The 25,327-nt window shown below is 65.8% G+C and carries 20 protein-coding genes and 3 tRNA genes; all 23 read left to right on the top strand.

Translation table 11 applies throughout. The features are described from left to right. The first annotated feature begins 138 nt into the window (after positions 1-138). The 23 genes from serA to MHY29_RS03520 all read left to right on the top strand — a co-directional run bounded on the left by serA (position 139) and on the right by MHY29_RS03520 (position 25,181). Entirely contained in the window at positions 139-1,734 is a 1,596-nt protein-coding gene (serA, locus tag MHY29_RS03615; protein ID WP_224355197.1) for a phosphoglycerate dehydrogenase, read from the top strand. 96 nt (positions 1,735-1,830) lie between these two features. After that, on the top strand, positions 1,831-3,444 hold the full coding sequence (metG, locus tag MHY29_RS03610) for a methionine--tRNA ligase (RefSeq protein WP_239238251.1): 1,614 nt from the start codon (positions 1,831-1,833) through the stop codon (positions 3,442-3,444). Between the two features lie 103 nt (positions 3,445-3,547). After that, positions 3,548-4,633 carry a 3-isopropylmalate dehydrogenase gene (locus MHY29_RS03605; protein ID WP_239238250.1) on the top strand — a complete coding sequence of 362 codons (1,086 nt, stop codon included), beginning with the start codon at positions 3,548-3,550 and terminating at the stop codon, positions 4,631-4,633. A 66-nt stretch (positions 4,634-4,699) separates the two neighbouring features. Next, positions 4,700-5,791 carry a branched-chain amino acid aminotransferase gene (locus tag MHY29_RS03600; RefSeq protein ID WP_239238249.1) on the top strand — a complete coding sequence of 364 codons (1,092 nt, stop codon included), beginning with the start codon at positions 4,700-4,702 and terminating at the stop codon, positions 5,789-5,791. A gap of 406 nt (positions 5,792-6,197) precedes the next feature. Next, positions 6,198-7,205, top strand: coding sequence for an IS481 family transposase (locus tag MHY29_RS03595; RefSeq protein WP_239238248.1), 1,008 nt, complete (start codon positions 6,198-6,200; stop codon positions 7,203-7,205). A gap of 670 nt (positions 7,206-7,875) precedes the next feature. After that, positions 7,876-8,613: a hypothetical protein gene (locus MHY29_RS03590; protein WP_239238247.1), complete on the top strand. Its 738-nt coding sequence runs from the start codon at positions 7,876-7,878 to the stop codon at positions 8,611-8,613. 37 nt (positions 8,614-8,650) lie between these two features. Next, positions 8,651-9,397 carry a class I SAM-dependent methyltransferase gene (locus tag MHY29_RS03585; RefSeq protein ID WP_239238246.1) on the top strand — a complete coding sequence of 249 codons (747 nt, stop codon included), beginning with the start codon at positions 8,651-8,653 and terminating at the stop codon, positions 9,395-9,397. Next, entirely contained in the window at positions 9,394-10,641 is a 1,248-nt protein-coding gene (locus tag MHY29_RS03580) for an aminotransferase class III-fold pyridoxal phosphate-dependent enzyme (RefSeq protein ID WP_255718509.1), read from the top strand. The genes MHY29_RS03585 and MHY29_RS03580 overlap by 4 nt, the downstream gene beginning before the upstream one ends. Then, entirely contained in the window at positions 10,607-11,701 is a 1,095-nt protein-coding gene (locus MHY29_RS12470; protein WP_370643439.1) for an iron-containing alcohol dehydrogenase, read from the top strand. The genes MHY29_RS03580 and MHY29_RS12470 overlap by 35 nt, the downstream gene beginning before the upstream one ends. A 204-nt stretch (positions 11,702-11,905) precedes the next feature. After that, positions 11,906-12,073: a hypothetical protein gene (locus tag MHY29_RS03575; protein ID WP_239238245.1), complete on the top strand. Its 168-nt coding sequence runs from the start codon at positions 11,906-11,908 to the stop codon at positions 12,071-12,073. A gap of 78 nt (positions 12,074-12,151) precedes the next feature. Further along, positions 12,152-12,274 (top strand): hypothetical protein, encoded by a 123-nt coding sequence (locus MHY29_RS12465; protein ID WP_370643438.1) that lies wholly within the window; start codon positions 12,152-12,154, stop codon positions 12,272-12,274. A 442-nt stretch (positions 12,275-12,716) separates the two neighbouring features. Next, on the top strand, positions 12,717-13,916 hold the full coding sequence (locus MHY29_RS03570; protein ID WP_239238244.1) for a hypothetical protein: 1,200 nt from the start codon (positions 12,717-12,719) through the stop codon (positions 13,914-13,916). A 6-nt stretch (positions 13,917-13,922) separates the two neighbouring features. Continuing rightward, positions 13,923-14,888: a glycosyltransferase family 2 protein gene (locus MHY29_RS12460; RefSeq protein WP_370643437.1), complete on the top strand. Its 966-nt coding sequence runs from the start codon at positions 13,923-13,925 to the stop codon at positions 14,886-14,888. Continuing rightward, positions 14,860-15,795 (top strand): ABC transporter ATP-binding protein, encoded by a 936-nt coding sequence (locus MHY29_RS03565; protein ID WP_239238243.1) that lies wholly within the window; start codon positions 14,860-14,862, stop codon positions 15,793-15,795. Before MHY29_RS12460 ends, MHY29_RS03565 begins: the two co-directional genes overlap by 29 nt. A 4-nt stretch (positions 15,796-15,799) precedes the next feature. After that, entirely contained in the window at positions 15,800-16,615 is an 816-nt protein-coding gene (locus tag MHY29_RS03560) for an ABC transporter permease subunit (RefSeq protein ID WP_239238242.1), read from the top strand. A 1,186-nt stretch (positions 16,616-17,801) separates the two neighbouring features. Continuing rightward, the gene (locus MHY29_RS03555) at positions 17,802-18,596 is read left to right on the top strand and encodes a fumarylacetoacetate hydrolase family protein (RefSeq protein WP_239238241.1); all 795 of its coding nucleotides are present in this window, start codon (positions 17,802-17,804) and stop codon (positions 18,594-18,596) included. Positions 18,597-18,625: 29 nt separating this feature from the next. After that, positions 18,626-20,182 carry a glutamate--tRNA ligase gene (gene gltX, locus MHY29_RS03550; RefSeq protein WP_239238240.1) on the top strand — a complete coding sequence of 519 codons (1,557 nt, stop codon included), beginning with the start codon at positions 18,626-18,628 and terminating at the stop codon, positions 20,180-20,182. 8 nt (positions 20,183-20,190) lie between these two features. After that, positions 20,191-20,997 carry an HAD family hydrolase gene (locus tag MHY29_RS03545; protein ID WP_239238239.1) on the top strand — a complete coding sequence of 269 codons (807 nt, stop codon included), beginning with the start codon at positions 20,191-20,193 and terminating at the stop codon, positions 20,995-20,997. Between the two features lie 83 nt (positions 20,998-21,080). Beyond that, positions 21,081-21,152 (top strand) — tRNA-Gln (locus MHY29_RS03540). A 95-nt stretch (positions 21,153-21,247) separates the two neighbouring features. Beyond that, a tRNA-Glu gene (locus tag MHY29_RS03535) sits at positions 21,248-21,320 on the top strand. A 123-nt stretch (positions 21,321-21,443) separates the two neighbouring features. Continuing rightward, a tRNA-Glu gene (locus tag MHY29_RS03530) sits at positions 21,444-21,516 on the top strand. Between the two features lie 93 nt (positions 21,517-21,609). Next, positions 21,610-23,448 (top strand): dynamin family protein, encoded by a 1,839-nt coding sequence (locus MHY29_RS03525; protein WP_239238238.1) that lies wholly within the window; start codon positions 21,610-21,612, stop codon positions 23,446-23,448. Next, entirely contained in the window at positions 23,445-25,181 is a 1,737-nt protein-coding gene (locus MHY29_RS03520; RefSeq protein WP_239238237.1) for a GTPase, read from the top strand. Before MHY29_RS03525 ends, MHY29_RS03520 begins: the two co-directional genes overlap by 4 nt. Positions 25,182-25,327 lie beyond the last annotated feature (146 nt).

The raw sequence follows: 25,327 nt of genomic DNA, 5'->3' as shown, positions 1-25,327 counted from the left end.
CCGCCCGGTGACGTCCGACGCCGCCGCGCCCCCGCGTCATGCAGGGGCGCGGCGGCGTCGTCTTCCGGGGCGCACATAGTCATTCCGCTAGGGTCGAGCCACCGGAAGGTCCGCCCCCGCCCCCCGAAGGAGCCCGTCGTGAGCGCCGCGAAGCCCGTCGTCCTGATCGCCGAAGAACTCTCCCCCGCCACCGTCGAGGCCCTGGGCCCCGACTTCGAGATCCGCCACACCGACGGCGCCGACCGCGCCCGCCTGCTGGCCGACCTCCCGGGCGTGGACGCCGTCCTGATCCGCTCGGCCACGACGATGGACGCCGAGGCCATCGCCGTGGCGAAGGACCTCAAGGTCATCGCCCGCGCGGGCGTCGGCCTGGACAACGTGGAGGTCCCCGCGGCCACGGCCGCCGGCGTCATGGTGGTCAACGCCCCGACCTCCAACATCGTCTCCGCCGCGGAGCTGACCTGCGGCCACATCCTGTCCGTGGCACGCAACATCGCCCCGGCCAACCGGGCCCTGAAGGCGGGGGAGTGGAAGCGCTCCAAGTACGCCGGCGTCGAGCTGTTCGAGAAGAAGCTCGGCGTGATCGGCCTGGGACGCATCGGCGCCCTCGTGGCCGAGCGGATGAAGGCCTTCGGCATGGAGATCCTGGCCTACGACCCGTACATCAGCGCGGCCCGCGCCCAGCAGCTCGGCGCCACCCTCCTGGACCTGGACGAGCTGCTCGCCCAGTCCGACTTCATCACCGTCCACATGCCCAAGACCCCGGAGACCGTGGGCATGATCTCCGACGCCCAGTTCGCGACCATGAAGGACACCGCCTTCATCGTGAACGTGGCCCGCGGCGGATTGATCGACGAGGACGCCCTGGACCGCGCCCTCGAGTCCGGGGCCATCGCCGGCGCCGGCGTGGACGTGTTCTCCTCCGAGCCCGCCACGGACCTCGCGTTCTTCCGCCACGACACCGCCGTGGTCACCCCCCACCTCGGCGCCTCCACCGCGGAGGCCCAGGAGAAGGCGGGCGTCGCCGTCGCCAAGTCGGTGCGCCTGGCCCTGGCCGGCGAGCTCGTGCCCGACGCCGTGAACGTCGCCGGCGGCGTCATCCACGAGGACGTGCGCCCCGGCCTGCCGCTGGCCGAGAAGCTCGCCCGCGTGCTGCGCGCCCTCGCCGGCGAGCGCTCCCTGGCCTCCGTGGACGTCGAGGTGGCCGGTGAGATCGCCGTCCACGACGTGAAGGCCCTGCGCCTGGCCGCCCTCAAGGGCGTGTTCACCGACGTCGTCTCCGACCAGGTCTCCTACGTCAACGCCCCCGTGCTGGCGGAGCAGCGCGGCGTCGGCGGCCAGCTGACCACCGCCGCCGAGGCGGGCTCCTACCGCAACACCGTGACCGTGGCCGCGGTGACGGACGAGGGCGAGCGCCTGAGCGTCACCGGCACGCTGACGGGCCCCAAGCAGGTGGAGAAGCTCGTGGGCGTCGGCCGCCACGAGATGGAGGTCGCCCTCGCCGAGCACATGCTCCTCTTCCGCTACGCCGACCGCCCGGGCGTGGTGGGCGTGCTGGGCCAGTCCCTCGGCGAGCAGGGCGTGAACATCGCCGGTATGGACGTCTCGCGCGACGAGCAGGGCTCCGCCCTGGCCGTGCTCACCCTCGACGCCGCCCTCGCCCCCGGCACCGCGCCCACCCTGGCCGCGGCCATCGACGCCGACCGCGCCGCCGAGGTCAACCTGGCCGACTGAGCCGACCGGCCGGGCCCCGAGCCCGGCTCCCACGGCCCCGGACCCGCCCGCGCGGGACCGGGGCCGTCGTCGTCCCCACCGGTAGACTGGCGTACCGTGACTGACACCCGCGCCCCGTACTACGTGACCACGGCCATCCACTACCCGAACGGCGAGCCGCACATCGGCCACGCCTACGAGGTGGTGGGGGCGGACGCGCTGGCGCGCTTCATGCGCCTCGATGGCCGCGACGTGTTCTTCCTGACGGGCACGGACGAGCACGGCCAGAAGATGGCCCAGACCGCGGAGCGGCTCGGCGTCACGCCGATGGAGCTGGCCACCCGCAACTCCGCCGCCTTCAAGGCCATGGACGACGAGGTGCTCGGCGTCTCCTACGACCGGTTCATCCGCACCACGGACGAGGACCACCACCGTGCCTCCCAGGAGATCTGGCGCCGCATGGAGGCCAACGGGGACGTCTACCTGGACCGCTACGCCGGCTGGTACTCCGTGCGCGACGAGCGCTTCTTCGACGAGGACGAGACCGAGGTCCGCGAGGACGGCCAGCGGTACGCCGCCGAGACCGGCACCGAGGTCACCTGGACGGAGGAGGAGTCCTGGTTCTTCCGGCTCTCGAAGTACCAGGAGCCGCTGCTGGCCCTGTACCGGGACGACCCGGAGTTCGCCGCCCCGCGCTCGCGGTTCAACGAGGTCATCCGCTTCGTCGAGGGCGGCCTGGAGGACCTCTCCATCTCCCGCACCAGCTTCGACTGGGGCATCGACGTCCCCGCGCCGGCGGACGGCGCCGCCTCGGACGCCCACCACGTGATGTACGTGTGGGTGGACGCGCTGACGAACTACCTCACCGGCGTCGGCTTCCCGGACGAGTCCTCCGAGTCGTTCCGGCGGTTCTGGCCCGCTGACGTCCACGTGATCGGCAAGGACATCTCCCGGTTCCACTGCGTGTTCTGGCCCGCGTTCCTCATGTCCGCGGGGATCGAGCTGCCGAAGCGTGTGATGATCCACGGCTTCCTGAACAACAACGGGGCCAAGATGTCCAAGTCCCTGGGCAACGTGGTGCACCCGCGGGAATGGGTGGCCCGGTACGGCCTGGACGCCATCCGCTTCTTCCTGCTGCGCGAGTTCCCGTTCGGCGCGGACGGCTCCTACAGCCACGAGGCCGTGGTGAGCCGCAAGAACGCGGACCTGGCCAACAACCTCGGCAATCTCGCCCAGCGCTCGCTGTCCATGGTGGCCAAGAACTGCGGCGCCGCCGTCCCCGAGCCCGGCGAGCTGACCGACGCGGACCGCGCGGTGCTGGCCCAGGTGGACGCGCTGCTCGAGCGCACCCGCTCCGCCTACGCGGTGCAGGACTTCCACGACGCCCTCGAGGAGACCTGGCGCGTGCTGGGCGAGGTCAACGCGTACTTCGCGGACCAGGCCCCGTGGGTGCTGCGCAAGACCGACGAGGCCCGCATGCGCACCGTGCTGTATGTGACGTTGCAGGCCGTGCGCCGCGTCGCGCTGCTCGTGCAGCCGGTGATGCCGGGCTCGGCCACGCGCCTGCTGGACCTGCTGGGCGTGCCCGCCGCCGGCGACGCCGGCCGCACCGGCGCCTCGGGCACCGGCGCGCGGTCCTTCGCGGCCTTCGCCGAGGACCTGGTGCCGGGGACGGCCCTGCCGAGACCGGAAGGCGTGTTCCCCCGGCACGAGGAGTCGACCGAGGCCTGAACTGCCCGCTCCGACCCCGTCCGGGCCCCGTGCGCTGTCCAGGATCCGAGACCAGGTGTCCGGATCCTGGCCATGTGGCGAGGCCACTCCTATCCTGGCTCGCATGACCGCACAGCCGAGCCCCCCCGCCGCGTCCCCGTCCGCACCCCTGGACATCGCCGTGATCGGCGGTGACGGCATCGGCCCGGAGGTCACCGAGCAGGCCGTGGCCGTGCTCGAGGCCGCCCTGGCCGCCGAGGGCCGCCCCGCACCCCGTCTGACGGAGTACGCGCTCGGCGCGGAGCACTGGCTCGCCACCGGCGAGGCCCTCACGGACGAGACGCTCGAGGCGCTGCGGGGCCACGCCGCGATCCTCTTCGGGGCCGTCGGCGCCGCCCCCGGAGACACCCGGATCCCGTCCGGGCTGATCGAGCGGGGCATGCTGCTGAAGCTGCGCTTCGCGCTCGACCACGGCGTGAACCTGCGCCCGGCCCGGCTCTACCCGGGGATCTCCAGCCCTCTCACTGAGCCGGGCGAGGTGGCCTTCACGGTGGTCCGCGAAGGCACCGAGGGCCCGTACGTCGGCAACGGCGGCGCCCTCCGCACCGGCACCGGGCATGAGATCGCCACCGAGGTCTCCGTCAACACCGCCCACGGCGTGCGCCGTGTGGTGCAGGACGCCTTCCGCCGCGCTGCCGCCACGGAGCGCAAACGCCTCACGCTGGTGCACAAGCACAACGTCCTGGTCCACGCCGGCCACCTGTGGCGGCGCACGTTCGAGGAGGTCGCGGCCGAGTTCCCCGAGGTGACCACGGACTACATGCACGTGGACGCCGCCACGATCGTCCTGGTCACCGATCCCGCCCGCTTCGACGTGATCGTCACGGACAACCTGTTCGGGGACATCCTCACGGACCTCGCCGGTGCGATCACGGGCGGCATCGGGCTCGCCGCCTCGGCGAACATCAACGTGGAGGGCACTGCACCATCGATGTTCGAGCCCGTCCACGGCTCCGCCCCGGACATCGCGGGCCAGGGGATCGCCGACCCCGTGGCGGCGATCCTCTCCGCGGGCCTGCTGCTCGAGCACGTGGGGGAGCAGGGGGCCGCGGACCGCCTGACCCGGGCCGTCTGGGGGCACCTGGCCGAGCGCGGCACCGAGCGCGGGTCCACCGCCGAGGTGGGCGCCAACGTCGTTGCGCGCCTCTGAGACCCACACCACACGTCAGGGCCTACCATGGACCCGACCCCGTCCGCCCAGTCCGAGGAGAGTCCCGTGACCGAGTCCGCGTTCACGCGTCAGCCGCACCTGTCCCCGCTCTCGGAGACCGAGCGCGCCGAGATTCTGGAGAACCCGGGCTTCGGTGACGTCTTCACGGACCACATGGTCTCCATCGACTGGACGTGGGACGAGGACGGCGGCGCGTGGCACGACGCGCGGGTGGAGCCCTACGGACCGATCTCCCTGGACCCCTCGGCCGCGGTGCTGCACTACGGCCAGGAGATTTTCGAGGGCCTGAAGGCCTACCGGCACGAGGACGGCTCGGTGTGGACGTTCCGCCCGGAGGCCAACGCGGCCCGCCTGAACCGCTCCGCGCAGCGCCTCGCGCTCCCCGAGCTGCCGGAGGAGCTGTTCCTCGGCTCGCTGCGGGAGATCGTGGCGGCGGACCGGGACTGGGTGCCCTCCGGGGACGGCCAGTCCCTGTACCTGCGCCCGTTCATGTTCGCCTCCGAGGCGTTCCTGGGGGTGCGGCCCGCCAAGCAGGTGCGGTACATGGTGATCGCCTCGCCGGCCGGCAACTACTTCGGCGGCGAGCTCAAGCCGGTGAGCATCTGGGTCTCCCGCGAGTACGCGCGCGCCGGCCGCGGCGGCATGGGCGCGGCCAAGACCGGCGGCAACTACGCCGCCTCGCTGCTGCCGCAGCTGCAGGCCGCCCAGCAGGGCGCAGACCAGGTGGTGTTCCTGGACCAGTACCACGACGACTCCGTCGAGGAGCTCGGCGGCATGAACGTGTTCTTCGTGTTCCGGGACGGGCGGATCGTCACCCCGGAGCTCACCGGCACCATCCTCGAGGGCGTCACCCGCTCCTCCATCCTGCAGCTGGCCCGGGACATGGGCCTGGCGGTCGAGGAGCGGCGCATCACCCTGGCCGAGTGGGCCGAGGGCGTGCGCTCCGGCGAGATCGCCGAGGTCTTCGCGTGCGGCACGGCCGCCGTGGTCACCCCCATCGGCCGCCTCCTGGACGGCGACGACGTCATCGAGTCCGCCGGCGGCACCGAGATGACCATGAAGATCCGCGAGGAGCTGCTCGGCATCCAGGCCGGCACCGTCGAGGACCGCCACGGCTGGCTTCACCGCCTGGCCTGAGCCCGCCCGCGACGCGCGGCTCCGCGTCCGACCCACGGCCCGTCCCCGCGAGGGGGGCGGGCCGTCGTCGTGCGCAGGGCGGGAGTACATTTAGGGCGGCCTGCGAGATAGTCGGCAGTATTGGTACCCTTCCGGTGCCGACCGGGTTACACGCGAGTTAGCCGACGCAGCCCGGGTCACTGCGGGAGACTGAGGACCTCGCGAACAGCCGCCGGTGCCTCTCGCGGACCCATGTCCGCCAAGCCACATTACCGGCGGCAAGTCGAGGTCCGGGACGCCAGCCACCCGAACCTTTGTTGTGGGTCATGAGGTTCTTGCCACGGGGTACGGGCTGAGATGAGACGAGCGGGCCTCTACCGCAGGATGGAAGTTCCTACACAACCCACCTGCCAGAAGAGACCCGCTCATGACTCACGCTAACGCACCCCTGACCCCGACCGGCCGACTGCGCATGGTCCAACGCCACCTGCACGACGGGATCCCGCAAGCCCATGTCGCCGCCGAGTTGCGCGTCAGTCGGCCCACGGTGGCCACGTGGGTCGCCCGCTACCGCGCCCAGGGAGAAGCTGGCCTTCAGGACCTGCCCAGCCGGCCGCACCGTTCACCTGCCCAGTTCGATCCGGTCCTGGTGGCCGAGCTCCAGGCCCTGCGCCGGGGCCGGAAGTGGTCCGCCCGCCGGATCCATCACCACCTGGTCTCTGAAGGCCACACTGTGTGTCTTCGCACCGTGGGGAGGTGGCTGCACCGGGCCGGGATCTCCCGGTTGCGAGACCTCGCGCCCACGGGTGAGGACCTGCGCCGACGACCGCAGAGGATCACCGCCCGGGCTCCAGGGCACATGGTGCACCTGGACGTGAAGAAGATCGAACGCATCCCTGAAGGGGGAGGCTGGCGCGCCCACGGAAGAGACAGTGAGGCAGGGCGTGCCTCCAAGCGGGGGCCCGGGGCGCGGGTGGGGTACACCTACCTGCACTCGGCGATCGACGGGTTCACCCGGCTGGCGTACACGGAGGCGCTGGAGGATGAGCGGGCGGTGACCACGATCGGGTTCTTCTGCCGGGCCCGCGCGTTCTTCGCCGCCCATGGCATCCAGATCGACCGGGTGGTCACGGACAACGGGAACAACTACCGGGCCGTGGACTTCACCCGGAAGGTCGTCTCGCTCGGAGGCCGGCACCACCGGATCCGCCCCTACACCCCTCGTCACAACGGGAAGGTCGAGCGGTACAACCGGCTGATGGTGGACGAGGTCCTCTACGCCCGCCCCTACGGCTCAGAGCGGGCTCGGCGTGAGGCCCTTCAGGTGTGGGTGAATCACTACAACTACCATCGGCCGCATACCTCCTGCGGAGATGCTCCACCGGCCTCGTTGGCCCCCGTGGGTGTCAACAACGTCATGACCTCTTACATCTAGCGGCGGAAACCGGGGACCGGGCATCCACGTCCAGAACAGATAAGCGAGAGAGCGTGTGTGGAGGCGCTACGAGTGCGGCAAGATCCTCTGCGCACCGTGGCGTAGGCACCCCCCTCAACTGGGCACTGAGGGACATCCCTTCCATAACCGGTACTGGCTGTGACACCTGCCAGAAATCACGCCTGCACCGTCGCGCGAGTAGCCCCCACGACCGGGTCTAGACCAAAAAGGGACGTGGCAGCGTGCGGGGCGAGCAGGCATCGAACTGACTTGCCTGGTCAACGGGGTTGGTCCCGCCAGGACACTGGTGTCCGTGTATACTAGAAGACGCACACGCCACTTCTACGTCACTAAGAGGGAGAGCATGAAAATGCCTTGGTTGGCTCTTGCAATGATCATCATCATCGGCCTGGTGGTTGCCGCCGTTAGCATCGCATATATCCGCAACAACAGCTGAACTACAGCTGGATGGGCAGGTGGAACTGGCCGGAGGTTTCAAGCAAGCAACGGACACGGACGAAATTTTCGTCACTCCATAAGATAGTTTAGGCCAAGTCACCTTACTACTCGACGGTGTTGTCGGTGTCATTCCTAGAATTAAGATAACCGTACCGGTAAGGTGCATTCACCTAAGCAGACAGTTGAATATCACTACGCAGGTAGGAGAACGATGAGCGACATCAGCAAGGGCCAGATCTGTCTCGAATTTTTTAAGGGTACGGATCTGCTCACACAGACACTGAAGAGCGCGGTCCTGCACATTGACCGGGACCCAGCGACGTTTACCTATGTCTCTAGTGCCAACGACACTCCAGCCACTTTAGAGACTACGGCAACCAGTGGATATGAATCTTTCTCTGAGGTCGCTATCGGGAATGAAGTACTCATCCAGCTCGAGGCATTCGCTGGTGCTGAGTATCTCCCGGTGATCAACCCAACCATTCTTAGAGTTCAAAGTGAGGACGACCATTTGGCATTGGCGGAGCAAATCGAGGCTTTCGCTGACGCTCATCGCTTGAGCGGTCTTTTGACAAATCCGCTGGTGCAAGTGGGGGACCAGTGCGGACTTGGTCGAGGTGAGTGCGGTGGCCTAGATAGGCGCCTGGTCGTCGATGAAGATGGTGGGAGGCGCACGACAGTAATTGGCCCCAATTTTGACTCCGACCGCACCTGTCTCTACAACTGCTCAACTAGTGAAGACTCCGCGCGTGAGTTGGATGCCAAGGGCTGCGGACGATTCCTGGAAACGGTGGACTTGGTCCGAGCGTTGGCGATGCAGTTGAGCGTTGGGGCCGATTCAATTGTGGTGGAGGATTTTTCGGGTGTGGTCGGTGAAGATATCACCCTATCAGTCGCCACGAGGCGTTTGACGATCTCCCCCCGCACCGGGAAGGTAAGCCATGGGTGAGAATAGGGAAACTATTCTGAGTCCGTATGGTCGCAATTTGCAGGCACAGAATTACAAATTCGAGCCAATGTATGGTCACATGGGTTCGTTAATTTATGAGGCGATGACTACCGGGGACCATTCCGAGGTTCGTGCTCTTCTCTCGATTCTTCCTCGAGGCGAAGTCCTGGAACTCGCATGCGGTGACGGACGCCTAACCCTTCCGTTGCTGGCTCGGGGGAATAGGGTCTACGCCGTGGACAACTCCCCTCAGATGCTTCACCTACTCTCAAAAAAGGCGGCGAGGAGAAGTTCGCTGGCCGACCGGTTGACTGTCTCGTGTCAAGACATTTCCTCTAGAGATTCAACCTACCCGGGTATGTATGATGCAACATTTATTGGGGCGTCAAGTATCACCCTGTTTGAACAGCCAGAGCGTGTGTTTGTGCTTCACTCCATGTCCTCCGTGACAAAACCACAGGGGCTGGTCGCGGTTACACAGTTTACGCCGAGGGCCTCCGCTCATAAAGAAATGCATTTTGAACTCGAATCAATTGGAGCATCAATAACGCTTGTAGAGGAAGAAGTGCAGAGTGGTGACGCGCGAGACATATACATCATGCCGCATGAACTTGACGGAAGAGCGGTATCAAAAATGGTGATGCATCACAGGGTGAAAATCCTCTCCGAAGCCGATCTGTTCACTGATTTCAAAATTGCGGGTGTAAAGGTCGAGGACGTGTCAGAAATCGCGGATGGTAGCGTCTTTGGAACCACTCGCATTCTTGTGGGGAGGCCGGAATGAGCGCGGGCACCGCCAAGGCGAACTGGCCCGCGCTTACCGCGTATGGACGGCCAAACGGCCCGGAAACGACGGCGGTGAGTGCACGAGGGAACCGCGTGCTAATGGCCGACGGCAATGAACGTATCTGCGCAACCAGTGGGCTATGGAACGTCAATTTCGGCTATGGGCGTCATGAGTACAGACATGCTCTTACGCGCCAGTTGGAGACTCTGAGTTATTATCCTAATTTCAGATACTCCTCAAACACGGTGGACGACGCCTCAGAATCCTTACTCGCACTTACAACGGATCCTTATTCCAGAGTAGTGTGGAGTACTGGTGGAGCCATGGGAGTTGAAGCGGCGATTAAGATTGCTAGAGTATTCCATGCACTCCAGGGAGAAATGGGTCGTAGGCATGTCGCCGCCAATTCCAACGCATATCATGGTGTATCCATCGGAACCATGTCGGTGACTGATGAGGATTATGACCGACGGTTCTACGGCGTACCGTACGGGGAAACCGTGCGTCTGTCCCTAAATGACGAAATCGACAGGAAGGCCGTCGGCCCGCTCGCTCGCCGGCTTGCGGCCATCATTGTCGAACCGGTGGCTGGTACGGGCACGATTCCTCTCACGTCTCAAGCATTAGCGACGATTGGAGAGTTGCAGGCGGGCGGGGTGCTGGTCATTGTGGATGAGGTGGCCACGGGATTTGGCCGCGTATCGAAACGGTTCGCCTCCGAAGAGTGGGACTTAGTGCCCGACCTGCTGGTCGTATCCAAAGGGCTGACCAACGGCACGGTGCCCGGAGGAGCAGTTCTGCTCGGGGAAAGAGTTACTGCGGCCTTGTCCCATGCTCCCGAAGCGGGCATATGGCAGGCGGAGACGGGAGCAGGCCATCCTCTAGCTGCAGCGGCGGCGATGGTCTCGTGTGCCATTCTTAGCGACCCGGAACAACTGGCCCTCCACGCTGAGGTGCGGGGGCAGCTTCAGAAACTCTGCGATGAGGTAACTGTCACCTCTGCCGTGATCACCAACAGTGGCGCAGGTGCATTTCAGACGCTGAAGTATCAGGACAATATGGACGTTCTACCAAATGTAGTTGACATAGTGGACGACATACGAAGCCGAGGTGTGCTCGTTCACCCCTCGCCCCGTGGAGTGCAGTTGATACCGCCCCTCATAACTCCGGGGAAAGATCTTGAAACAATAGTGGAGGTGGCTGCGAGTGTCATGGAGACGAGACTTAACAACGTTCTCTGACGGGAAAACCATAGTTGTTGTCGACGAAGGAATCTTGAATACCCACCGACAGCTTCTAGGACGGCTGAGAGCGCAAGACCCGCTGCTGATACCGGTCACTCGAAGGACGGATCCGCTAAGAGTATGGTCCTCTCTTAGAGAGAATGACCAAGATTGGAACTCTATCAGCGCAATCGGCGGCGGCAGCGCGATGGACGTCGCCAAAATCCTCAAACTTCTATCGGATCGCATCCTGACACCACAGGTACTAGAGTCCCGCACTCGACAACCATTGATCGTTATTCCTACCGGTGCAGAGGTGGGACGCACGCCCCTGGACGTCATTCCAACAAATTTTGGAACGGGCAGCCATGCCAGTGATGTGGCCATTTACCATAAAATAGATCAGCAGATGAGGGTCCTTATTGTCGGGGCCGCCCTGCGACCGCGATCGTCCACCTCGCTAAGCGAATTTGCCTTATCGATGACTCATCGGCAGATCGACGAAGGGTTACGTGAGATGCTCTACCGATTCGCGGGTCCGCTATTGATGGATTGCCCGACCCTTCCAACGGAGGTTGAAGAGCAGTCCATTTCGATTCTGCGGAAACGTCTGGCCGGAACACTGGATTTGAGGCGCGAATGGTCTACCATTTTGTCGGTATCGGGATCCTTGCACCGTCTGGACCTTCGATCGACTCGGAAGAGTTTTAGCCATCGTCTTTGGTACCTAGCTAATGAACTATCGACTTTGGCACGGGTCTCTAAGATGACCGCAACGGACTACCTGGCGCGGAATTTGTGGCGGCGGGAGATTGTGGCTGGCTCGATGGGTAAGGATGTCTTTGGAAACGTTGCATCTCTCGATGCTCTGGGACGTCGTCTTACGGAGAGTTCCAATGGTCTACAAGGGGTTTTGAAGTCCCTAGACGCAAACTCAGATTGGCAACCCCCTGCTGACGTTGCTCGACGAGCTATACGGCAATGCCGCGAGAGATGGGCGACCCTGGTCGCCCCGGGTGAAGAGTGGTGCACTGAGGAGCTGCACCTCGCGCTAAAAGGCGACCTTTCGATGCCCTGACCGCGAGTCAGGGCGTGAATAAAGGCTCCAGAGCGGGTTGCTCAGGTGGGCGGGTTCGCGAGCCGTTCAGATGAACAAGAGATGAAAGATGGTCGACAGCGCGGTTGCACCAGGAAGAAGCTGTGGCCGGGACGAGCAGTACGGCTCGATTCTCTGTTCGAGATCGGCTATCCTGCCTCTGTACACGAAAGGAGGTGAGTACGAATGACAAACGCAGTGATGAACGAGACGATGTCACAGCTGGATCTGACCATGGACGCACTGGAGGGCCTTGAGGCTCCCGGCTTCTGGTCCACCGCCGGTGGTGTCGCCGCAGGGGTGGTTGTTGGCGGCGGCCTTGTTTACCTGGGCGGAGCCCTTGCGCTGACCTGATGTGACGACGTTGTGAACGAACTCTGAGGGGGGGTGAAAACATTGGCTATTGATTCGACTACTCCGCTGATTCTTACGATGGATGAGCTCGAGAGCCTGGAGGCCCCCGGTTTCTGGGAGGGCTTCGGGGTCGGCGCTGCGATTGGCGTGGGCGCCGCTGGTGCCTACTGGGCTGTCGGCGCTGCCGTCATCGCCACTTGATCTCTGATTCCACAGATATCACTCGGGTGCGGACACTGTCGTGTCCGCACCCGAGTACTTGGACAGAAGGCATCACAATATGCAAAACTATTTTTTGATCGGAAGACTCATCCCCGCCGACGTCGACGACGGCGAGACGAATTACTGGGTTCTGGAATCCCCCGATGGAACCATAAGACGCCTTGGATATGACTTGGGTTACTTCATCAAGTCTGAGGTAGAAGGAGCTGCGTCTTTCCCTTTGGACGACCGATGGACGCCCGAGTTGATAGGGACGACCAGGGCTCAGTTGGTGTCCGCCGGAGTTCTATCAACCGATGTCCCCCACAGCTCTGCCGTTGGAAGACCACGAGTGCGGCGATTGGATTCACTGCGCATTCAGTTTCAGATTGTTCAAGATTCCGATGAAGTCTCTCGAGCGATCTGGCGGAGCCTACGTTGGATGCCCGCCGGGTCCTTTTTTTGGCTCTCGATGCTGTTGATTGTCTTCGGAATTGTTTCACTCTTCTTTTATGGATCGGACGTGAAATCGTTTCTCGCCTATCAGGTTGAGCCGATTCAGCTGGTGGGTGTCTTCGCCCTTCTCCTGTGCGTGAATGTAGTCCATGAACTCGCCCACGCGGTCACCCTGAGCGCACAGGGGGGCCGGCCCCGTTCCATGGGGTTCATGATAATCTATTTTATGCCAGCGTTTTACTGTGATGTATCGTTGTCCTGGGCACTTTCGAATCGCCGCGCTCGTTTCTGGGTGGCGGCTGCAGGCCCTATTACACAGGCCTCTATGGGGGGAATTTTTAGCATCATCGGTTGGAGGTTCGACGTCCCCTTTTTGGCCACTACCGGGCTTCTTGCGTATCTTCAAGCAATGGTGAATTGTTATCCGTTTCTGAAATTCGACGGTTATGTTGCGCTCGTCGCGTATCGCGAAAAGCCGTTTTTGATGCAAAGCGCGCTCACGACCCTGTCCGCACGTCTCAGGGGGCGTCTGTTCGGGACTTCGGTCTCTAACCAAGACGAGAATGACGGTCGTCTCCTACTCTTCGGGCTGTGCGCGTGGATTTCTGTAGCGACGTGTGTTATTTTTGCGTCGTGGTACGTGATCTCTCTGTTCGCCTCGATCCCCCTGATCAGCGGGTCATTGCTGCTCTTTCTTCTAGGGTGGTTCGGCGTTGTGTGTACGTCCTGGGTGCGTGGGGGGCTTCGCGAGGCTCGAAGACAGTCTGTGAGCACTTTTCGACAATGGGCAGCCACCCTAGGGATAATTGCTGTATTCACTACGCTTCTCGCGCTTCCTGTTACTCGCTCTGAAGGGGCCATGTGGTGGCGGGGTCCGAACGGGGGGATGTACTTGAGCGCCGCAGCACTCGGTGCATCTGGAATTGAATTGGGTGACTCGTATCAGCTTCACTCCAATGGCTTTGCGCCCATTTATTGCGGCGATGCGAAGGTGACCTCGATCGATCAAGGGGAGGCGCCGCTAGATTATTCATTTATGGTTCCTATGGATCTGTCCGTTGAATCCACAGTCGGCGTCCTTAATCCCACGGCGCGTTCGCAGGAATGTAATGGAGGGGTTGCCACGCGTTCGGGAGAGACAGTTCCGCTCATTGTGTCTGTAATGCAGACTATTTTTGGTCGGTGATCCGAGTTGCCTGCTGTTTCTGTCATTATCCCAACCTACTATAAAGGTCAACGACTCGAATCTACACTAAGATCAATTGCTGTGCAGACGCTTGCTGATTTCGACGTTTGGGTTGTAAGTGACGGGGATCCTGGGGATTACTTCAATAGAGCGAGCCGTAAGTATTCCGGCGATCCTCGGTTTAAATTTCTTTGTGCTCCACGCAGTGGTAGCGCTGGGCTCACCCGTCAGTACGGGGTAGACTGTTCTTCTTCTCGCTATATTTCGTATCTTGATCATGATGATGAGTTCGACCCGTGCTGGCTGGAGCGGGCATTGCTGTGCACGGGTGACGAGGCTGCTCAGTGGGTAGTTTCGGGGGCTGAGTACAGCGATATCGCCAGTGGGACCATCGAATCCCCTGGAATTCCTCTGTCAAGTATTACATGGTCGGAAGAATTGCAGGCTCTTAACGCCTTGTTTGAGCCTAGCCGGGTCGTCATGGCGAGGACTATTCAGGAAGACGCCGGACGCTGGTCTCCGTTCGCCTGGGGGTTGGAGGACTGGGATATGTGGTGGCGGGTAGCCAGGCTCGGCTGCTCGCCGCATTGGGTCTCGGGTGTGTCAAATCGGCTCGCACGCCACGATGAGCAACGTCGAAACGTCGTTGGCGCGCGATTCGTAGCTAGAATCTTGGACATGCCTGACGCACAGTCCGCGTCTGAGGCTTGTCGTAAACTGCAGGGTGGCCGGGGTGCTGAAGCATTCAGAATCGCAATTTATGAAACGGTGAGCAAACTAGTTGGGATCGATGTCTACACGCTGGCGGCCTTGGACCCGTTCGGTTTGCCATCACCGGTTGTCATGCGGGACCAGGACGGTTGGGGTTTGGGTCTGCCCGTTGCTACAGTGTCACGGAGGCACTCTGACCGGGTGTCCAAAATTTACCGAGGCGACCCATTTATTGAAGTTCACCTTCGGGAGTATTTGTAGGGAGTGGATACGAATGATTGAATGCTTTGAGTTGACGAAGCGAAAGTCTGGCCGGGAGATTTTATCCAACATGTCATTCCGTGCGCCGGATGGGCAAGTTACCGGTTTTTTGGGACCGAATGGTGCTGGCAAATCAAGTACGCTGAGGATTGTCGCCAATGTGGATCAGCCTGATGAGGGTCGGGTTCTAGTGAATGGGACGCCGCACGCGAGTGCCCGTGTCCCTGCACGCAGTATGGGTATTTCGCTGGATCTCGACGCCTTTCATCCCAAGCGCACAGGTCTTCAGCACCTTTTGATATTGGCCGACTATGCTGGCGCCTCTAAGAAGGACGCCCAGACGGTCTTGCACGAGACCGGCTTATCGGATGCAGGAACTACCTTGGTTGGTAAATATTCGCTTGGGATGAAGCAGCGTCTTTCTATTGCTTCGGCACTCATCGGAGATCCTTCCAACATTGTTCTCGACGAGCCCCTCAATGGGTTGGATGCCGAGGGTGTCGTGTGGTTGCGTGAAACGATACTCAGGTGGGGAGCCGAGGGGCGTTGTGTTCTGGTGTCCTCACATCAAATTAGTGAAGTCTTCGGTGTCGCCGACCGGGTTGTCATGATCAGCTCCGGAAGGATTATTCTCGATTCTGAAGTTAATTCACTTGTGGAACGCGGTAAGAAGCGAATTGTCCAGCTTGAAGGAGAAATTGTTCCTTCGGTGGCCGCGCTATTGGAGGACATGAATGTATCCCGTGTCAGCGCTGGATCCGGCCGTGTTAATTGTTTGGTGCGACCGCACGTCCTAATGGACGCCGCCGCTTCCGCCGGGGTGCGACTTCCCCCCTTCTCAATCGTAGATATGCAAGCAGAGGACTTCTATTTCGCGGCCATGCGGGGGCAGCTGGATCATGAATGAGAGTATGAAGGCAGAATTTCGAAAGTTTCTTACGGTGCGCTCGTGGTGGGCGACCGCGATCTTTTCCGCCTTGTTGGCTGTGGGTTCGGCCGCGGCGGCCTCATTTGTCACTCTCGGCCTGGCTGAGGAACTGGGGTCTCCGGAGGCGCTCCTCCCGGGGGACGGGGCTGTCTCGCTGTACGACTTGTCTCTTCAAGTCCCTTCCAGCGGCATTGTTTTGGCCCTTTTTGTCCTGGGTGTGGTTGCCACTCTACAGGTGGCCTCTGAGTTTACGACAGGCACGGGGTTGTTTACCTTTTCTTACGCGGCGGGGCGGCTAAATATTTTATGGGCCAAGCTCAGTGTCATGTTGGTCGTTGGGCTGTTACTAATCATTACTTCTTATTTAGCATCCCGGTGGATTGCCTTTGCAGTTCTCAATTCGCGCGGGTTTGGGCCCGGGACGGGGGGAGGCGATTTGTGGCGGGAGCTGACTGCGGTTGTCCTTTCTGCCGCACTGATCATTTCGCTCGCTGTGGGTATGGCGGCAATAGTTCGTTCCGTGACGGTGTCGATCCTTGTCATGGCAGTGCTCATGTTCATTGCGCCCGGTGTTCTTTCTGCGTTCAGTTCGAACGACGTCGCTAAGACCATTTCGAGGTTCGTCCCCGGTTCGCTCGTCGATGCAGCAGTAGATCCGCTGGATTTCGACTGGGCCTGGTCCATGTCGGATGCCGGTCTTTCCAACGGGGCGGCCCTCTTGTGCCTTCTTGCCTGGTCCTGCCTGGCTTTGAGCGGCGGAGTTCTTTGCTTTTGGCGTGTCGATTTTCGCAGGGTCTAGACTTCTTCTTGATGTTTGGCTTGGCTTGTCGCGTGGGTGTCGGATTCGTGTCAGGGATTGGTGCATTTTGCGGTCTCCGTTTCGGGCGGGGTGAGCGACACGGCATGAGGTGCGCGGTTCGTCATGGAATCAATCGCCCGTGGCTGCCATGGTGATTCTTGCTCCTGGCGTGTGGCGACCGATTAACGGGCTAGCTGTAATGGATTAAGTTAGGGAGGGCGTTCGAATTTCACCTCTTGTCGCCGACGCCGCTTTGCGTTGTCGTCCCTGTAATCCGCAGAGGGCTTATCCATATCCATGGGTTTCTTGCCGCGCCATTCCGTAAATGGTGCCGGGTTCCCGTCGCCTCGTCCCGTCGAAGGTGCCATGTGGATCCATGCTCCTGAAACGCGGTGGGTGTCTCTACCTCTGTCCCGCCGCGGGGCGCGGGTGCGTGGGGCCGGAGAGACGGGCACATTCATTTTTGGAGTGGCGCGGTGCCTCCACTGCGGGGCCGAGAATTTGAGTACAGCCAATAGGCTGGTGCTGAGCGGGTAGTTCGCGGTCGCCCGTTGTTGGTTGGAGGATGAGCTGCCCATCTTGCCCGGGGAGGCTTTGGCGCCACCTGGCGGTAGAGTTTGGATGGTAGTGCACTGCCTATAAGTGCTACTGCCAATTCGACCGCGACGGAACGTAGTTGAGGCGAGGCCACGCTGTGCGCCGTGGCATACGCGAGCGAGATTGAGTGGGACCTGTCGGCACTCGTAGCCGATGCCTATTGCTGGTGAATCTGTCCAAGGATCCCGCCGGCACGTTGTTCAGAACCGCGTATATAGGTTCAGATAATTGAGCTTGCCGTTTAATTTGTGTGCCTGGGTCGTTCTGAGGCGTATCACGAGTCACTGGGCGTTCATCCGTGCGATTTTTCTGAGGAATCCTGCAGCTCGCATTCGTCGTGGGGCCATCGGTGGATTGCCGTTCTTAGGCTTGACGATGTCTGTTCTTTGGCTGGTGTAGTCCGATCTGTCCGGTTAAGGCATGCGAGTGAGTCTGCGCACGGCGCCCCCATTTCGGCCGTCCCGAATCGGCTCCAGCTGTTCTCAATGCATCCAGTTGGAAGGTTCCATGCTCATTCGCCAGCCAACTAGCCCTGGCCTGCCGTTGCGCTTTCACCACGACATCTGTGGCGTGGCCTAGGCTGGCTCCCATGCGCATCGCCCGTTTCGTGGACCAGGCCGAACCGACCTACGGCATCGTGGAGGGCCCGGCGGACGCCGATGCCTCCGAGCTGACCGTCACCGCTCTGCAGGGCGACCCGTTCTTCCACGGGATCCAGCCGACCTCCACCACGCACCGCCTCGAGGACGTGCGCCTGGTGGCCCCGATCATCCCGCGCTCCAAGGTCGTGGGCGTCGGCCGCAACTGGCGCGCGCACGCCCAGGAGCTCGGCAACGAGGTCCCCACCTCGCCGCAGTTCTTCCTCAAGCCCAACACCTCGGTCGTCGGCCCGAACGAGCCCGTGACCCTGCCCAGCTGGTCGGACGAGGTCTCCTACGAGGCCGAGCTCGCTGTCGTCATCGGCACCATCTGCAAGGACGTCCCCCTCGAGCGCGTGGACGACGTGGTCTTCGGCTACACCGTGGCCAACGACCTCACCGCCCGCGACGCCCAGCGCACCGACCTGCAGTGGGCCCGCGCCAAGGGCTTCGACGGCGCCTGCCCCCTGGGACCGTGGATCGAGACCGGGCTGGACGTGGAGGCCGCCGGCGGCCTGGCCGTGCGCTCGCGGGTCGACGGCGAGACCCGCCAGGACGGCACCACCGCGGACATGGTCTTCGGCGTCAAGGAGCTGGTCTCCGCGATCTCCGAGGCCTTCACCCTGCTGCCCGGCGACGTGATCCTCACCGGCACGCCCTCCGGCGTCGGCACGGTGGAGGCCGGCCAGCGGGTGGAGTGCGAGGTCGAGGGCATCGGCACCCTGCTCACGCACCTGCGCCGCTGAGGCGCCCCCCGCGTAGACTCGGGGGCACCATGACTGACGCCACCTCTCCCGTGTCCGAGAACGCCCCCGCCCCCTTCGCCGATGTGCCCCAGGTGGACGCCGACACCCCGGTGCGGGTGCGCTTCTGCCCCTCGCCGACCGGCACCCCCCACGTGGGCCTGATCCGCACCGCCCTGTTCAACTGGGGCTGGGCGCGGCACACCGGCGGGACGCTGGTGTTCCGCATCGAGGACACGGACGCCAAGCGCGACTCGGAGGAGTCCTACCAGCAGCTGCTCGAGGCCATGCGCTGGCTCGGCATCGACTGGGACGAGGGCGTCGAGGTCGGCGGCCCGCACGAGCCGTACCGGCAGTCCCAGCGCGGGGGGATCTACGCCGAGGTCATCGAGAAGCTCAAGGCCGGCGGCCACATCTACCCGTCCTACTCCTCCCCGGAGGAGACGGAGGCCCGCCACCGGGCCGCCGGTCGGGACCCCAAGCTCGGCTACGACGGCGCCGACCGGGACCTGACGGACGAGCAAATCGCCGCGTTCGAGGCCGAGGGCCGCCAGCCGGTCTGGCGCCTGCGCATGCCGGACGAGGACATCACCTTCACCGACCTGGTGCGCGGGGAGATCACCTTCAAGGCCGGCTCCGTGCCGGACTTCGTGGTGGTCCGCGCGGACGGCTCGCCCCTCTACACGCTGGTGAACCCGGTGGACGACGCCCTCATGGGCATCACCCATGTGCTGCGCGGCGAGGACCTGCTCTCCTCCACCCCGCGCCAGATCGCCCTGTACCGCGCCCTGCACGCGATCGGCGTGGCGCGGTACATGCCCGTGTTCGGCCACCTGCCGTACGTGATGGGTGAGGGCAACAAGAAGCTCTCCAAGCGGGACCCGCAGTCCAACCTGTTCCTGCACCGCGATCGGGGCTTCATTCCCGAGGGCCTGCTGAACTACCTCGCCCTCCTGGGCTGGTCCCTGTCTGCGGACGAGGACATCTTCACGCCCGAGCAGTTCGTGGAGCACTTCGACATCCACAAGGTGCTCGCCAATCCCGCCCGCTTCGACGAGAAGAAGGCCACGGCCATCAACGGCACGCACGTGCGCATGCTGGAGCCGGCCGACTTCCGCGCCCGCCTGGTGCCGTACCTGCAGGCTGCCGGCCTGGTGGGGGAGCGGCTGACGGAGCGCGAGGAGCGGATCCTCGACGCCGCCGCGCCCCTGGTTCAGGAGCGGGTGGCGCTGCTGGGCGAGGCCGTCGACATGCTCGCCTTCCTGTTCACCCCGGACGCGGAGATCGCCACCGCGGAGGGTGCCCTCAAGGGCATGCCGGCGGACCTGCCGACGGCCGTCGCCGCGGCCCGAGAGGCCCTGGCGGGCATCGACGAGGCCGAGTTCACCACCGCGGCCGTCGAAGAGGCGCTGCGCGCGGCGCTCATCGATGGGCTCGAGCTGAAGCCCCGCCAGGCATTCGGCCCGGTCCGGGTGGCCGTGACCGGCAAGAAGGTCTCCCCGCCCCTGTTCGAGTCCCTGGAGATCCTGGGCAAGGAGTCGGCCCTGGCTCGCCTGGACCGGTTCGCCGCCGAGCAGGCCGCCGCCTGATCCCGCTCGTGATCCGCACCCCCCGCACCCCGTCCGCGCCCGTCGTGGACGGGGTGCTCTTCGACCTGGACGACACGCTCCTCGACCTGCGCGGCGCGCAGCTCCCGGCCTTCGCCGAAACCGTCCGCGCCCAGTGGCCGGACGCACCGCCCGCGGAGGCGGGGGTCTTCGTCCGCGCCGCCGACCACTTCGCGGCGGACCGTTCGGGGCACTACCAGCGCTACATCGCCGGGGAGCTCGACTTCGCCGGCCAGCGGCTGGCCCGGGCCCGGGACGCCCTCGCAGTGCTGGGCGCGCCCGGCGCCGTCGCCGAGCCGGACCCCGCGCTGTGGAGGGACGAGTACGAGGTGCGGGTCCGCGCCCACTGGGCCCTGTTCGACGACGTCGTCCCCACCCTGGCGACGCTGCGGTCGTCCGGGGTGGCGCTGGGGATCGTGACCAACAACGTGGAGGCCTACCAGCGGGCCAAGGCGGACGCGCTCGGTCTGGAGGCGATCACGGTCCTCGTGGGGTCGGACTCCGCCGGGGCGCCGAAGCCGGATCCGGCGCCGTTCCTGGAGGCGTGCCGTCGCATGGGCACGACTCCGGGGCGCACCGCGTGCGTGGGGGACAGCCTGTCCCACGACGTGCGCGGGGCCCGGGCCGCGGGACTCGTCCCGGTGTGGCTGCGCCGGGGGGCCGGGGCCGCGGACGGGGGCGAGGAGGGCCGCTGGGACGCGGCGGAGGGCGCCTGGACGATCGGCGGACTCGGCGCGCTGGCGGCGTGGTTCCCCGGCTCCGGAGCCGATTTGGCATCCGGTCGCGAGGTGCTGTAGAGTTCTTACTCGTTGCCGGAGAGATCCGAGCACGCGGACAAGTGAAAAGATTCACTGAGGTCAGGCTTGGCTTGACTGTTCAGTGGGGTATGGTGTAATTGGCAACACAACGGTTTCTGGTACCGTCATTCTAGGTTCGAGTCCTGGTACCCCAGCGAGTCTCGGAGAGTCGGCCACGCGGTCGGCTTGACGGGATTCAGGAAGTCAGGCATGATTTCCGAGTTTTCCGCAGTCCCTGCGGAGGACGTACGGCCCCATCGTATAGCGGCCTAGTACGCCGCCCTCTCACGGCGGTAACGCGGGTTCAAATCCCGCTGGGGTCACGCATGCACCCACCACCTCTCAGGTGACGGGTGTGGCGGACGAGAGTCCGTCGCCTGCTCGGAGACGCAGGTCGTGAAGGAGTCTTCAGTCGTCGGACGGCAGTGATGCCGCGCGACGCGTACGGCCCCATCGTATAGCGGCCTAGTACGCCGCCCTCTCACGGCGGTAACGCGGGTTCAAATCCCGCTGGGGTCACGTGAGAACGCACGCCCGGTCCAGCTGGACCGGGCGTTCGTCGTCTCCGGCGTGCACCGGGGGAGCGACGCGCGCGCATGAGACCATGTCCGGGTGGAATCCACCGACCTGACCTCCCCCAGCGCCGCCGCCCCGATCGGGGTGGACACGGCTGTGCGCCGCGTCCGCGCGCACCTGGACGCCCTCGAACTGCCCTTCGCTACCGCCACCGTCGGGGCGGACCGCGCCGAGGCCGAGCGCACCCGCCACCAGATCGACGACTACGTCCTGCCGCGCCTGGACTCCCTCGACGCGCCCCTGCTGGCCGTCGTCGGCGGCTCCACGGGCGCCGGCAAGTCGACCCTGGTGAACGCGCTGGTCGGCCACGAGGTCTCCCGCTCCTCCGCGCTGCGCCCCACCACGCGCCAGCCCCTGCTGCTGCACCACCCCGACGACGCCCACTGGTTCACCGGTTCCCGCGTCCTCCCCGACCTGGCGCGCGTGACCGTGCACCGCTCCGCCTCCGCCGGGCCCGTGGAGCCGGACTCGCAGGCCATGGACACGGTGGCCCTGGTGGCCGAGCCGTCCCTGCCGCAGGGCATCGCGATCGTCGACGCCCCGGACATCGACTCCGTGGCCGACCAGAACCGCGCCCTCGCCCGGCAGCTCCTCGAGGCCGCCGACCTCTGGATCTTCACCACCACCGCCCACCGCTACGCCGACGCCGTGCCGTGGGAGCTCCTGGACCAGGCCGCCGCCCGGGACATCACCGTCGCCGTGGTGCTCGGCCGCGTGCCCCAGGGGGCGGGGGAGGCGATCGCGCCGGACCTGCGCCGCATGCTCGTGGAGCACGGCCTGCCCGAGGCGCCCATCCACGTCATTCCCGAGACCCGCTTCGGCGAGGACGGCCTGCTCCCGGCCGAGCACGTGGCCGATCTCCGGGCCTGGCTGACCTCCCTGGCCGAGGACGCGCAGGCGCGCTCCGCCGTCGCCCGCCGCACCGTGGACGGCGTGCTCACCCAGCTCGCCGTGCGCGTGGAGGCGCTGGCCGAGGCCGAACACGGCCAGCAGGAGACCGCCGCCCGCCTCGCCGGGATCGTCGCGGACTCGACTGAGCTGGCCATGGAGACCGTCCACCGCGCCACCTCGGACGGCACGCTCCTGCGCGGCGAGGTGCTCGCCCGCTGGCAGGACTTCGTGGGCACCGGCGAGTTCTTCCGCGGCCTCGAGTCCGCCGTCGGCCGCGTCCGCGACCGCCTGGGCGCGCTGGTCCGCGGCCGCCCGGCCCCGCCCGAGGAGGTCGAGGACGCGCTGGAGACGGGCCTGCACGCCGTGCTCGTGGAGGCCGTCGCCTCCGCCGTCGAGCAGGTCGAGCGCCGCTGGCGCTCCGAGCCCGCCGGCCGCGCGCTGGTCGAGGGCCGGGACCTGGGCTCCCTGCCCGCCGGCACCTCGGAGCGTGCCGCGACGCTCGTCCGGGAGTGGCAGGGCGACGTCCTCGCCCTGATCCAGGAGGAGGGCGCCGGCCGCCGCACCCGCGCGCGCCTGGCCGCCTTCGGCGTGAACGGCGCCGCCGTGGCCCTCATGGTCATCTCCTTCGCCTCCACCGCGGGCCTGTCCGGCATCGAGCTCGGCATCGCCGGCGGCGCGGCCGCCGTCGGTCAGAAGCTGCTGGAGTCGATCTTCGGGGAGGACGCCGTGCGCCGCATGGCCCGCCGCGCGTCCGAGCTGCTCGACGAGCGCGTCCGCGTGCTCCTGGAGGACGTGGTCGGCGGCCGCTTCCTGCCGCTGCTGCGCCTCGAGCGCGACGCGGAGGACACCGCCGCCCTGCGCGCCCTCGTGCCGACCCTGCGCCGGGGCGTGGCCGCCGGCGTCGACGGCCCGCAGCCCGACGCCGCCCCGGACGCCCCGCGGCGTGAGGCCGCCGACGCCGCGATCGAGGAGGACGCCCGATGAGCCGCCCCGCCGCACCGACCCTCGCCCAGCGCCTGGACGCCCTCGGCACCGCCGCGGAGCTCGCCCGGGACCGGCTGCCGGACGCCGTCGTCGCCGACGCCCAGGCCGCCGTGCGCGCCGCGGAGGAGCGCCAGTCGCTCTCCGCCGAGCACACCGTGGTGGGCTTCTTCGGGGCCACCGGATCCGGCAAGTCCTCCCTCTTCAACGCGCTCACCGGCCGCGAGCTGGCCGGCGTCGCCGCCACCCGCCCCACCACGTCGGAGCCCCTGGCGGCCGTCTGGGGCGTGGGCCGCAGGGAGAACCTGGACGGCGAGGGCGGCGGTGCCGCCGCACTGCTGGACTGGCTCGGCGTGCGCCGTCGCCACCTGCTGGACGACGCCCCCGTGCTCGACGGCGGCCGCCCCGTCTTCCTGGGCCTCGGCCACCGCGAGGGCGCGGACGCCACCGGGCTCATCCTGCTGGACCTGCCGGACATCGACTCCGTGCAGCGCTCCCACCGGGACGTCACCGCGCGGCTGGCCGGGCATGTGGACGTCCTGGTGTGGGTCGTGGACCCGGAGAAGTACGCCGACGCCGTGATCCACCGCGACTTCCTGGCGACCATGGCCTCCCACGCCGCGGTCACGCTCGTGCTGCTGAACCAGGTGGACCGCCTCACGGTGACCGACCGGGACGCCGTCCTCGCCTCCCTGCGTCGCATGCTCTCCGGCCACGGCATGGGGGACGTGCGCGTGCTGCCCGTCTCCGCCCGCACGGGCGAGGGGCTGGAGGAGGTCGGCAGGCAGATCGCCGCCATCGTCTCCCGCCGCGGAGCCGCGGCCGAGCGGCTCGGCGCGGACGTCTCCGCCCGGGCGCGCGCCCTGGACGAGGCCTCCGGGCCCGGGGAGCCCGCCGGGGCCGGCGACGACGACGCCGCGCGCCTGGGCCGCGATCTCGCCGTCGCCGGGGGCGTGCCGGCCGTGGTGCGCGCCGTGGAGGGCTCGTACCGCCTGCGCTCGGCCAAGCGGACGAGCTGGCCCGTGCTGCGCTGGATGCACTCGTTCCGCGCGGATCCGCTCCGCCGCCTGCACCTGCTGCCCGAGCGCGCCGTCGCCCGGCGGGACCGCGACCCCGTGGACCGGGACCCCGCCCTGCACCGGACCTCCCTGCCGGAGCGCACCCAGACGCAGAAGGCCGTCGTCGAGGGGGCCGTGCGCGCCCTCGTGACCTCCGCCTCGGCCGGGGCGTCCGAGCCGTGGGCCGCCTCGGTGCGTCGCGCCGGCCGGGAGCACCTGGATGAGCTGCCCGCCGCCGTCGACCACGCGATCGCCGGGACCGACCTGGAGGCCGGCCGGGGCAGCTGGTGGTGGCCGGTGCTGGACGTGCTCCAGTGGCTGGCCCTCGCGGTGGCCGTGGCCGGGGCCGGCTGGCTCGGCGCCTACGCGCTCGCCGCGTGGCTGCAGTTCCCGCTGCCGCCGGCGCCCACCACCCAGGGCTTCCCGATCCCGACGCTGCTGCTGATCGGCGGCCTGGCCCTCGGCCTGCTGCTGGCCCTGCTGGCCGTGCCGCTCACGCGCCTGACGGCGGCGTCCCGGGGCCGCCGCGCCCGGCGTCGGCTCGAGGAGGCCGCGGTGCGCGTGGGCCGCGAGCTGGTGGTGGACCCGGTGAACGCCGAGGCGGCGCGGCACCGCGAGTTCCGCTCCGCCCTGGCCGCGGCGCAGGGGTCCGGTGTCCGCTCGCGCTCGCGCCGGTGAGCACTCCGGCGAGCACGGCGTCCGCGGGCGGGCGGCCCGCGCCGGCCCGCACGGTCGGCGAGGCGTCCGAGGCCGAGCTGCTGGACCTGATCCAGGACGCCCTGGCCCCCGTCGCCCGGGACGCCCCCTGGCCCGCCGGCACCGTC

It is taken from the genome of Micrococcus sp. ACRRV (genome assembly GCF_022346985.1).
Lineage (GTDB): Bacteria > Actinomycetota > Actinomycetes > Actinomycetales > Micrococcaceae > Micrococcus > Micrococcus porci.
Note: the sequence above shows the minus strand (reverse complement) of the source record. Positions and strands in the feature narration are given on the sequence as shown.